This window comes from Pseudomonas anatoliensis (assembly GCF_017976235.1).
Taxonomy (GTDB): domain Bacteria; phylum Pseudomonadota; class Gammaproteobacteria; order Pseudomonadales; family Pseudomonadaceae; genus Aquipseudomonas; species Aquipseudomonas anatoliensis.
In genome coordinates this window covers 279,900-290,481 of sequence record NZ_JACVHC010000003.1, presented here as the reverse complement: position 1 = coordinate 290,481, position 10,582 = coordinate 279,900, and the positions used below count along the sequence as shown (strand labels likewise).

13 protein-coding genes are annotated in these 10,582 nt (G+C 61.0%); 11 read left to right on the top strand and 2 right to left on the bottom strand.

Annotation, left to right across the window (positions count from 1 at the left end):
* Positions 1 to 86 precede the first annotated feature (86 nt).
* From ICA16_RS10820 to madM, 10 genes are all read left to right on the top strand, one after another.
* Complete coding sequence (locus ICA16_RS10820) at positions 87 to 407, top strand: DUF6124 family protein (RefSeq protein WP_210700607.1); 321 nt, start codon at positions 87 to 89, stop codon at positions 405 to 407.
* Positions 408 to 519: 112 nt separating this feature from the next.
* The gene (mdcA, locus tag ICA16_RS10815; protein ID WP_150601962.1) at positions 520 to 2,190 is read left to right on the top strand and encodes a malonate decarboxylase subunit alpha; all 1,671 of its coding nucleotides are present in this window, start codon (positions 520 to 522) and stop codon (positions 2,188 to 2,190) included.
* Positions 2,190 to 3,062: a triphosphoribosyl-dephospho-CoA synthase gene (locus ICA16_RS10810; RefSeq protein WP_150617830.1), complete on the top strand. Its 873-nt coding sequence runs from the start codon at positions 2,190 to 2,192 to the stop codon at positions 3,060 to 3,062. The genes mdcA and ICA16_RS10810 overlap by 1 nt, the downstream gene beginning before the upstream one ends.
* A complete protein-coding gene (locus tag ICA16_RS10805) occupies positions 3,062 to 3,361 on the top strand; it encodes a malonate decarboxylase subunit delta (protein ID WP_150601960.1) in 300 nt (99 codons plus the stop codon). The genes ICA16_RS10810 and ICA16_RS10805 overlap by 1 nt, the downstream gene beginning before the upstream one ends.
* A complete protein-coding gene (locus tag ICA16_RS10800; RefSeq protein WP_210553477.1) occupies positions 3,354 to 4,205 on the top strand; it encodes a biotin-independent malonate decarboxylase subunit beta in 852 nt (283 codons plus the stop codon). The genes ICA16_RS10805 and ICA16_RS10800 overlap by 8 nt, the downstream gene beginning before the upstream one ends.
* Positions 4,202 to 4,987 (top strand): biotin-independent malonate decarboxylase subunit gamma, encoded by a 786-nt coding sequence (gene mdcE, locus ICA16_RS10795; protein ID WP_210700606.1) that lies wholly within the window; start codon positions 4,202 to 4,204, stop codon positions 4,985 to 4,987. Before ICA16_RS10800 ends, mdcE begins: the two co-directional genes overlap by 4 nt.
* Complete coding sequence (locus tag ICA16_RS10790) at positions 4,981 to 5,601, top strand: malonate decarboxylase holo-ACP synthase (protein ID WP_210700605.1); 621 nt, start codon at positions 4,981 to 4,983, stop codon at positions 5,599 to 5,601. The genes mdcE and ICA16_RS10790 overlap by 7 nt, the downstream gene beginning before the upstream one ends.
* The gene (mdcH, locus tag ICA16_RS10785; RefSeq protein ID WP_210700604.1) at positions 5,598 to 6,518 is read left to right on the top strand and encodes a malonate decarboxylase subunit epsilon; all 921 of its coding nucleotides are present in this window, start codon (positions 5,598 to 5,600) and stop codon (positions 6,516 to 6,518) included. The genes ICA16_RS10790 and mdcH overlap by 4 nt, the downstream gene beginning before the upstream one ends.
* A gap of 64 nt (positions 6,519 to 6,582) precedes the next feature.
* The gene (gene madL, locus ICA16_RS10780; RefSeq protein ID WP_150617825.1) at positions 6,583 to 6,975 is read left to right on the top strand and encodes a malonate transporter subunit MadL; all 393 of its coding nucleotides are present in this window, start codon (positions 6,583 to 6,585) and stop codon (positions 6,973 to 6,975) included.
* 5 nt (positions 6,976 to 6,980) lie between these two features.
* On the top strand, positions 6,981 to 7,745 hold the full coding sequence (gene madM / locus ICA16_RS10775) for a malonate transporter subunit MadM (RefSeq protein WP_210700603.1): 765 nt from the start codon (positions 6,981 to 6,983) through the stop codon (positions 7,743 to 7,745).
* 138 nt (positions 7,746 to 7,883) lie between these two features.
* Here the strand turns inward: madM and ICA16_RS10770 are convergent, their stop codons facing one another.
* Positions 7,884 to 8,798: a LysR family transcriptional regulator gene (locus tag ICA16_RS10770; RefSeq protein ID WP_150617823.1), complete on the bottom strand. Its 915-nt coding sequence runs from the start codon at positions 8,796 to 8,798 to the stop codon at positions 7,884 to 7,886.
* Positions 8,799 to 9,012: 214 nt separating this feature from the next.
* On the opposite strand from ICA16_RS10770, the gene trhA reads away from it, so the two are divergent.
* Entirely contained in the window at positions 9,013 to 9,630 is a 618-nt protein-coding gene (gene trhA / locus ICA16_RS10765) for a PAQR family membrane homeostasis protein TrhA (RefSeq protein ID WP_150601952.1), read from the top strand.
* Positions 9,631 to 9,723: 93 nt separating this feature from the next.
* On the opposite strand, the gene ICA16_RS10760 is transcribed toward trhA, so the two are convergent.
* Complete coding sequence (locus ICA16_RS10760) at positions 9,724 to 10,443, bottom strand: 16S rRNA (uracil(1498)-N(3))-methyltransferase (RefSeq protein WP_150601951.1); 720 nt, start codon at positions 10,441 to 10,443, stop codon at positions 9,724 to 9,726.
* Between the last annotated feature and the right edge of the window lie 139 nt (positions 10,444 to 10,582).

Genomic DNA, 10,582 nt, shown 5'->3' with positions numbered 1-10,582 from the left:
AGGTTCCCCGGTCTGCTAACCTGCGTTCAGCTGCCACCCCTTCTTTTAGCAGAGAAGCGGTTCCAGCTTTATTTCGGAACCTGAAGATGATTAAACCAACGCCTAACCCGCCGGTCACAGACCCGGCATCCCCCTACGAATCGCCCGATTCCAGGAAATTTCACGAAGCCGCCGAGCGCGCGCTCGATCACTACCTCGGCCCGCCAACCGCCGAAATCATGGCCGCACCCTACAAAACCAACAAGCTGTACATGACTGACCCTGAAGCCGATACCGAGTCACTGCTGGCCGACGCCAGCGAAACCCTCGGCTCGGCCACCGTCATGCTCCACAACCATGTGGCAATGGTTGAAGGCACGCACCGCAAAACCCTGCAAGGCATTGCTCAAGTGGTGATGCTGGGGTGAGGGCAGCTCTTGATCGTTACGCCAAGCGTAATGATTCACCGCCCTGCTTGATTGATGCACCCACCCCACACGCCTAACTTAGCTCCACGACAGCGAACCCCGTGGAGTGAGCATGACAACAACAATTTCCCCCGACTCGCGCTGGACGCGGCGGCGCGATGAGAAGCAGCGCCGCCTCGACAAGGTGCGTGGGCTGGCCGACGGTGTGGTGTTGCCCACCGACAAGATCGTCGCGGCGCTTGAAGCGCTGATCCTGCCCGGCGACCGTGTAGTGCTGGAGGGCAATAACCAGAAGCAGGCGGATTTCCTCTCTCGCTCTCTCGCCAAGGCTGATCCCGAGAAGCTCCACGACCTGCACATGATCATGCCCAGCGTCGGTCGCTCCGAGCACCTCGACCTGTTCGAACGCGGCATCGCCCGCAAACTCGATTTCTCCTTCGCCGGCACCCAGAGCCTGCGCATCAGCCAGTTGCTTGAAGACGGCCTTCTGGAAATCGGCGCGATCCACACCTACATCGAACTCTACGCACGGCTGGTGGTGGACCTGATTCCCAACGTCGTGCTCTCGGCCGGGTTCATGGCCGACCGCGCCGGCAACATCTATACCGGCCCAAGCACCGAAGACACCCCGGCGCTGATCGAACCGGCAGCGTTCAGTGACGGCATCGTCATCGTCCAGGTTAATCAATTGGTCGACGACGTCAGCGAGCTGCCCCGCGTGGACATTCCAGCGTCATGGGTCGATTTTGTGGTGGTGGCCGACAAGCCGTTCTACATCGAACCGCTGTTCACCCGCGACCCGCGTCACATCAAGCCTGTGCATGTGTTGATGGCGATGATGGCGATCCGCGGCATCTACGAAAAACACAACGTGCAGTCGCTCAACCACGGCATCGGTTTCAACACCGCAGCCATCGAACTGATCCTGCCGACCTACGGCGAATCCCTTGGCCTCAAGGGCAAGATCTGTCGCAACTGGACGCTCAACCCGCACCCGACGCTGATCCCGGCGATTGAAAGTGGCTGGGTTGAAAGCGTGCATTGCTTCGGCACCGAACTGGGCATGGAAAATTACATCGCCGCCCGGCCAGACGTGTTCTTCACTGGTCGCGACGGCTCGCTGCGTTCCAACCGGATGTTCTGCCAACTGGCCGGGCAGTACGCGGTGGATCTGTTTATCGGCGCGACGTTGCAGGTCGATGGCGATGGCCATTCTTCGACCGTTACCCGTGGCCGCCTCGCCGGTTTCGGCGGTGCACCGAACATGGGCCATGACCCGCGTGGCCGCCGCCACGGCACGCCTGCATGGCTCGATATGCGCCACGACGACTCGCAGCAACCGATGCTCGAACGCGGCAAGAAACTCGTGGTGCAAATGGTCGAGACCTTTCAGGAGGGCGGCAAACCGACCTTCGTCGAAACGCTCGATGCGGTGGAAGTGGCGAAGAAGAGCGGCATGCCGCTGGCGCCGATCATGATTTACGGCGACGACGTGACCCACCTGCTGACCGAAGAAGGCATCGCTTACCTCTATAAAGCGCGTTCGCTGGAAGAGCGCCAAGCGATGATCGCTGCGGTCGCGGGCGTCACCGCCATCGGCCTGCGCCACAACCCCAAAGACACCGAGCGCATGCGCCGCGAAGGCTTGATCGCCTTGCCCGAAGACCTCGGTATCCGCCGCACCGACGCCACCCGCGAACTGCTGGCGGCGAAGAGCGTGGCCGATCTGGTCGAGTGGTCCGGCGGCCTCTACAACCCGCCCGCCAAGTTCAGGAGCTGGTAATGCACGCATTCAACCTGCAAACGAAACCTCTGAGCCTGGCCGAGCGACTGGCGGATCTGGCGGTCGACGCATTGATCGACGAAGCGGATCTGTCACCGAAACCGGCGCTGGTGGATCGTCGTGGCAACGGCGCACATACCGATCTGCACCTGGGCCTGATGCACGCTTCGGCGCTGTCGTTGTGGCCAGCGTTCAAGGAGATGGCCGAAGCCGCCATTGAAATCGGCGAGATCAATCCGGTGCTGCGTGAAAGCATTGGCTGCATCGGCCGTGAAGGCGAGCAAGCCATGCTCGCCACCACCAACGGTGTGAACACCCATCGCGGCGCGATCTGGGCGTTGGGCCTGATCGTTACAGCGGCGGCACTGGACGCGAAATCCAGCACTGTCGGTGCTGTTTGCGTCAGGGCCGCACGTCTGGCGCTGCTCGATGATCGCTACGCACCTCGCCCGCTAAGTCACGGCGCGCAAGTCGCCCTGCGCTACGGCGCACGCGGTGCTCGCGAAGAAGCGCAACTGGGTTTTCCGTCGGTGCTGCAACGCGGCTTGCCGCAACTCAAAAGCAGTCGCGCCCGTGGTCACGGCGAACAGAACGCCCGGCTCGACGCCTTGCTGGCGATCATGACTGACCTCGCCGACACCTGCGTGCTCTATCGCGCCGGCGAAGCGGGTTTGCAAGCCATGCAGCGAGGCGCGCAAGCGGTGCTGGATGCCGGCGGTAGCGCCAGCCTCACCGGCCGCCGTCGACTGCACGAACTGGATCAACAACTCATCGCATTGAATGCCTCGCCCGGTGGCGCCGCCGACTTGCTCGCCGCCACGCTACTGCTCGACCGAATCGAGCGCGACGGCATTCTTCAGGGAGCGTTTTGATGGAAACCCTATCGTTTGAATTCCCCGCCGGGCCGCCGCCACGCGGTCGCGCGCTGGTCGGTTGTGTTGGCTCGGGCGATCTGGAAGTGCTGATCGAACCGGGACTGGCCGGCAAGTTGACGATCAACGTGCAGACCTCGGTCAACGGCGCGCAGCAGCGCTGGCAGCACTTGTTTGCGCGGATGTTCGACGGCACCACGCCGCCCGCCATGGCCATCGATATCCACGATTTCGGCGCGACGCCGGGTGTGGTGCGTTTGCGTCTGGAGCAAGGTTTCGAGGAGATCGGCCATGACTGACAGCGCAGCGCTTTTGCACAAACACAGCTTCGTTGAACTCGGCGCGCGGCAACGGGCGAAAGCCTTGCTCGATGCCGGCACCTTCCGCGAATTGCTCGATCCGTTTCAACGCATCATGTCGCCGTGGCTCGAACGCCAGGGCGTGGTGCCGCAGGCCGATGACGGCGTGGTGATCGCCAAGGGCAGCGTCGACGGTTTGCCGGTGGTGATCGCCGCCATCGAAGGCGCGTTTCAGGGCGGCAGCCTCGGCGAAGTCGGCGGGGCGAAGATTGCCGGCGCGCTGGAACTGGCCGCCGAAGACAACCGCAAAGGCATCCCGACCTGCGCCATATTGCTGCTGGAAACCGGTGGTGTGCGTTTGCAGGAAGCCAATCTCGGCTTGGCGGCGATTGCCGATATTCACGCGGCAATTGTCGATTTGCAGCAGTACCAACCGATCGTCGGTGTGGTGGCGGGCAGCGTGGGTTGCTTTGGCGGCATGTCGATTGCCGCTGCGCTTTGCAGCTATTTGCTGGTGACCCAGGAAGCACGCCTTGGCCTGAACGGCCCGCAAGTGATCGAGCAGGAAGCCGGGATAGAAGAATACGACTCTCGCGACCGGCCATTTATCTGGAGCCTGACCGGTGGCGAGCAGCGTTTCGCCAGTGGCTTGGTGGATCGTTATGTCGCCGACGATGTGGCGCAGATTCGTCAGCAGGTCGGTGAACTGTTGCAGCAAGGTTTGCCGACGCAACCGCGCAGTCAGCGTGCCGAGTGGTTCCTGCAGCGTCTGGCCAGCCTCGACACTGACAAGCAAATCGAGCCTTCGGTGGTTCGCGATCTGTATCAAGGAGAGCGCTCATGAGTGGCTATTCCGTGCGCGGTTTGAACTGGTTCAACGCGTTGAGCGCTGGCGCCGTAGAGGTCGAAGGGCTGCCGTCATCGTTGAAGGTTGCCGATGGCCAACTCGGGCGTTTTATCGCCGTCGTCGCTGACCCGGACAATCGTTTTCCCCGTGCTCGAAACGGTGAAGTCGGGCTGTTGGAAGGCTGGGGTTTGGCCAAGGCTGTGGATGACGCGATCACGGCTGACCGCGACAAATCACAGAAGCGCCCACTCATCGCCATCGTCGATGTACCCAGCCAGGCCTATGGTCGTCGCGAAGAAGCGCTTGGCATTCATCAGGCTTTGGCCGGTGCGGCGGACAGTTATGCCCGCGCACGTTTGGCCGGGCATCCGGTGATTGGACTGTTGGTGGGCAAAGCGATGTCCGGGGCGTTTCTTGCCCACGGTTATCAGGCCAACCGCTTGATTGCCCTGCGCGATCCCGGCGTGATGGTGCACGCGATGGGCAAGGCGTCGGCGGCGCGGGTCACGTTGCGCAGCGTCGAAGAACTCGAAGCACTGGCCGCCAGCGTGCCGCCGATGGCTTATGACATCGACAGCTACGCCAGCCTCGGCTTGCTCTGGGAAACCCTTTCGGTGCAGCAGATCGAACAGCCGACAGCCGAGGATCTGGCCCGGGTGACTGAATGCCTGAGCCAAGCGATCAACGATGTCAGCAGCAATGATCTGAGCGGTCGTCTCGGTGCGAACAATCGTGAAGCGTCCAGCCGCGTACGCGAACTGCTGAGGGCGCAGTGGTGAACATGCCTCTGGCGCACGATCTGCTTTGGGGCATGACGCCGGCGCAATTGCCGGCGGATGCGCCGCGCTGGGCGGTTGAATCGCTCAGCGCAGGGCAACCGGTGGTGGTGCGCCGAGCATTGAGCGCTGATGGTTTTGTTGCCGTTGGCATTCGTGGTGTCTTGCGCGAGCAGCGGTTGGCGGCGTTCATGGCGGTCGATTCGATTGCCTGTCGGGTCAGTCCGGAAGCGCTTTGTCAGGTCGACAGTGATCGCGACGTGCCGGCCCTGCGCGCGCTCGAACAGTTGCGGCCGATGCTCGATGATTGCGGTTGGGTCTGGGGCGTCAGTGGCAGTGCCGGGTTTGAACTGGCCAGTGGTTTTGCGGCGGTGCATGAGGGTAGCGATCTCGATCTGATCCTGCGTACGCCGCACCTGTTGGCGCGTAATCAGGCGCGCAAACTGGTAGCGCTTTTCGATCAGGCAGCCTGCCGGGTCGACATGCAATTGCAGACGCCATTCGGCGCGGTGGCACTGCGCGAATGGGCTGGCCCCTCAGCGCGGGTGCTGCTGAAAAACGCCCATCAGGCGTGTCTGGTTACAGATCCGTGGAACCCGCAGGAGTTGGCAGCGTGAGCAGCCTTTTGGTGTTCCCAGGCCAAGGCGCGCAGCAACCGGGCATGCTCCAGCGGTTGCCTCGGGAAACCTTGGTCGAGGCCAGCGATGTGCTCGGCGAAGACGTTTTGCTGCTCGACTCTGCCGAGGCGTTGCGCACGACGAGGGCGGTTCAGTTGTGTCTGTTGATCGCAGGCACAGCAGCTTCGCGGCAGTTGCTGCAGGGCGGACTGACGGCGGATTACGTCGCAGGTTTGTCCATCGGCGCTTACCCGGCAGCGGTGGTGGCGGGTGCTTTGAGCTTCAGCGATGCACTGCATCTGGTCAGCCTGCGCGGTGAGTTGATGCAGCAGGCTTATCCACAGGGCTTTGGCATGACCGCGATTATTGGTTTGCAGTTGTCCACAGTCGAAGCGTTGCTGGTGCAAGTTCACAGCGCCGAAACGCCGGTTTATCTGGCCAACATCAACGCCGATAACCAAGTGGTCATTGCTGGCAGTGACAAGGCGATGCAAGAGGTGGCCGAACTGGCGCGCAGTCGTGGCGCGGGGCTGGCGACACGTCTGGCGGTCAGCGTGCCGTCGCATTGTCCGCTGCTGGAAAAACCGGCTCAGGCCCTCGCTGAAGCCTTCGCCAAAATACAGCTGCAAACTCCGAAAATCGCTTACCTGAGCGGCAGTCGCGCTCGGCCGGTCATCAAGGTTGAAGCCCTGCGCGACGACCTCGCTTTCAACATGTGCCGCGTGGTGGACTGGCGCGGCACCGTGCAAAGCGCCTACGAGCGCGGCGTGCGGCTACAGATCGAACTGCCGCCGGGTGCGGTGCTGACCGGGCTGGCGCGCCGGGTGTTCGAATCAGGCACTGTCACTGCCTTCCACAGTGCTCGCCTCGACACCTTGCAGGCGCTGTTGCGTGAGGAGGGAAGCCGCCGAACCTAAAACGCCGACTCAAGCTTCGAACAACAAAAACAACATTCGACGATGCACTTTGAGGACTACAACAATGATTATTTACGGTGTGGCGTTTCTCGCCTTTTGTACGCTGGTGGGTATCTGGGTCGGTGAACTGCTCGGCAAGCTGATCGGCGTGCCGGCAAACGTCGGCGGCGTCGGCATTGCGATGCTGCTGTTGATCGGCCTGGGCAGTTATCTGAACAAAACCGGCTGGCTCAAGGGCAAGACTGAACAGGGTGTCGAGTTCTGGAGTGCGATCTACATTCCGATCGTGGTCGCCATGGCGGCGCAGCAGAATGTTTACGGCGCGCTGAAGGGCGGGCCGATGGCGATTCTCGCCGGGACACTTGCGGTGGTGATCGCCTTTGCCATGGTGCCGGTGCTGGTGCGCCTCGGCAACAAGGATCCGGCGCCGATTGCTCCAGCCAAGACTGCGGGGTAATCGCCATGTACGAATCAATGATGAAAGTCATCACTGGCTACGGCCTGATCAGCGGTTTCCTGATTGTCGGCCTGACCATGTGGGTGTCCTACTGGATGTCCAATACCTTCACCAAGGGCCGGTTGCACGGTTCGGCGATCGCCATTCTGCTCGGGCTGGTGTTGTCCTACGTTGGCGGTGCGCTGACCGGCGGGCAGAAAGGCGTGGTGGATATTCCTTTGTTGTCGGGTATCGGTTTGCTCGGTGGCGCGATGCTGCGTGATTTCGCCATCGTTGCCACGGCGTTTGGCGTGAGTGTTGAAGAGCTCAAACGCGCCGGGTTTGTCGGTGTGCTGGCGCTGTTTGTCGGGGTGGGCACGTCGTTTGTCGCCGGCGTTGGTGTGGCGATGGCGTTCGGTTATACCGATGCGGTGAGCCTGACCACCATCGGCGCAGGGGCGGTGACCTACATTGTCGGCCCGGTGACCGGGGCGGCGATTGGTGCCAGTTCTGAAGTAATGGCGCTGTCGATTGCTGCGGGGTTGATCAAGGCGATTCTGGTGATGGTGATGACACCGTTTGTGGCCCCGATGATCGGCTTGAACAACCCGCGCAGTGCGGTGATCTTCGGCGGGTTGATGGGCACTTCCAGTGGCGTGGCTGGCGGGCTGGCGGCGACGGATCCGAAGCTTGTGCCTTACGGTTGTCTGACGGCGGCGTTCTATACCGCGCTTGGGTGTCTGCTTGGGCCTTCGGTTTTGTTTTTGGTGATGCGGGGGTTGGTGGGGTAGGGCTTTGGTTGTTTGTTACCTGAGCTGACGCCATCGCGGGCAAGCCCGCTCCCACAGGGCGATGTGTTGAACACAGATTTATTGTGCGGCGCAACACACTGTGGGAGCTGGCTTGCCAGCGATTCAGACAACTCGGTTTCAGACCTGGCGATTGGCATACATCCGACACTCCGCCAACAACGCCAGCAGATTCGGGTCGCGCTCCTTGGCCTTCAGAAACACCACACCAATGTGCTGTTGCAACCGATACTTTTCCTGCAACGGAATCAGCTTCACCCGATTCTCATACACCGCCGCAATCCTTCCAGGCAGCAGCGCATAACCCACCCCGGAACTGACCATGCTCAGCAGCGTGAAGATGTCATTCACCTGCATCGCCACCTTCGGCTCGAACCCCGCCTGCCTGAACACCCGATTGCCGTCCTGATGGGTCGCGAAGCCCTGGGTCAACGTGATGAAGGTTTCATCGCGTACGTCCGCCAGATCAACTTCACTGCGCTGGGCAAATCTTGAATCGGCAGGAGTGGCGAGAAAGATGTCATCGGAAAACAGCGCAATCTGCTCGCAATCCGGGTCGTTGATGCTGTCGTCCAGCGACACCAGAATCGCGTCGACTTCCATGTTTTTCAGCTTGTAGAGCAGGTCGATGTTCGAGCCAAGAATCAGGTCGATGTTGAGTTCGCTGCGGCGGATCTTCAGGCCCATGATCAGTTGCGGCACGGTTTTCACGGTCAGTGAATACAGCGAGCCGAGTTTGAAGCGTTCGGCGGAGAATCCTGCGGCCTCGCGGGTCAGGCGTACGCTTTCGACCACGTCCTGAATCAGCTTCTGCGCGCGTTCCTCCAGTACATAGGCGCTTTCCAGCGGCGTCAGGTTGCGGCCTTCGTGTTTGAACAGCGGGCAGCGCAGGGCGCTTTCCAGCGAGTGAATCGCGCGGTGCACGCTGACATTGCTGGTCTGTAGCTCGGCAGCGGCACGGGCGAGATTGCCGGTGCGCATGAAAGCGAGGAACACCTCGAGTTTTTTCAGGGTCAACTCTTCGTCGATCAGCATGGCGCGGACTCTTTTTGGTATCGGCCGATTGTGCACGGTAAACGCGGCCCTTTGTAGGAGCTGCCGCAGGCTGCGATCTTTTGCCTTTGAAGATCAAAAGATCGCAGCCTGCGGCAGCTCCTACACGGATTCATGTTGAACAGAAACATTGCGCTTTTACGCTCAAGGCCCGAGCCTTGCGCGCTGCGGTAATGAATTTTGAGGTGAGCAATAGATGTATCACGGAGAACGATTGAACGCCTGGACGCATCTGGTCGGGGCAGTGGCGGCTTTTATCGGCGGTGTGTGGATGCTGGTCATCGCCTGTCTCGATGGCAGTCCATGGAAGATCGTCAGTGTGGCGATTTACGCGTTTACCCTGCTGGTGTTGTACAGCGCATCGACCGTGTACCACAGCGTGCGCGGGCGCAAGAAAGAGATCATGAAGAAGGTCGATCACTTTTCGATCTATTTGCTGATCGCCGGCAGCTACACGCCGTTTTGCCTGGTGACCTTGCGCGGGGTGTGGGGCTGGACACTATTCGGGATTGTCTGGGGGCTGGCGCTGATCGGCATTGTGCAAGAGATCAAACCGCGTTCCGAGGCGCGGATTCTGTCCATCGTGATCTATGCGGTGATGGGCTGGATCGTGCTGGTGGCAGTGAAGCCGTTACTGGCGGCGTTGGGCACGACGGGTTTCGCGTGGCTGGCGACGGGCGGGGTGTTGTACACCGTGGGGATTATCTTTTTTGCCTTGGATCATCGGCTACGACATGCCCACGGGATCTGGCATTTGTTCGTGATTGCCGGGAGTTTGCTGCACTTTGTTGCGATTATGTTTTACGTCCTGTGAAGCAAGATCAAAAGATCGCAGCCTGCGGCAGCTCCTACATTTGGAATGCGCTGCCCCTGTAGGAGCTGCCGCAGGCTGCGATCTTTTGGGACCCTAGAAATCACCCCACAATTGTTGAGCCACCGCCAACGCAACTACCGGCGCAGTTTCGGTCCGCAACACGCGCGGCCCAAGGCGAGCAGCATGAAAACCATTGCCCTTGGCCTGCTCGACCTCGGCCTCGGACAAGCCGCCCTCCGGCCCGATCAGAAACGCCAGAGTCGAAGGTTTTGCATGGCTCACCAGCGGCTCGGCTACCGGGTGCAGCACCAGTTTCAACTCGGCTTCGGTCTGCTTGATCCAGTCCGCCAGCAGTACCGGTGGATGAATCACCGGGACCCGCGAACGACCACATTGCTCACATGCGCTGATCGCCACCTGACGCCAATGCTGCAAGCGTTTGTCAGCGCGCTCGTCTTTGAGGCGAACTTCACAGCGATCGCTGAAGATCGGCGTGATTTCATTGACGCCCAGTTCGGTGGCTTTCTGAATCGCCCAGTCCATCCGCTCGCCGCGGGACAGGCCCTGGCCGAGATGGATGTGCAGCGGTGATTCGATCTGTCCGGCGAACTGCTCGTCGATCTGCACCACCACGCGTTTCTTGCCGACTTCCAGCAAGGAACCGCGAAACTCATGGCCGGAACCGTCGAACATCTGCACCGCATCGCCCTCGGCCATGCGCAGCACGCGGCTGATGTAATGCGCCTGGGCCTCCGGCAGTTCGTGTTGGCCGGTGCTTAGCGGGGCGTCGATAAAGAAGCGGGACAGTCTCATGCGGGGTCTCTGTAGAAATTGTAAAAGTCTGGCGGCCCTATCGCTGGCAAGCCAGCTCCCACAAGGACTTGCGCAGAACCTGTGGGAGCTGGCTTGCCAGCGATGACGGTAGTCCGGTCACCGCTGAAGCTTTAGTGAA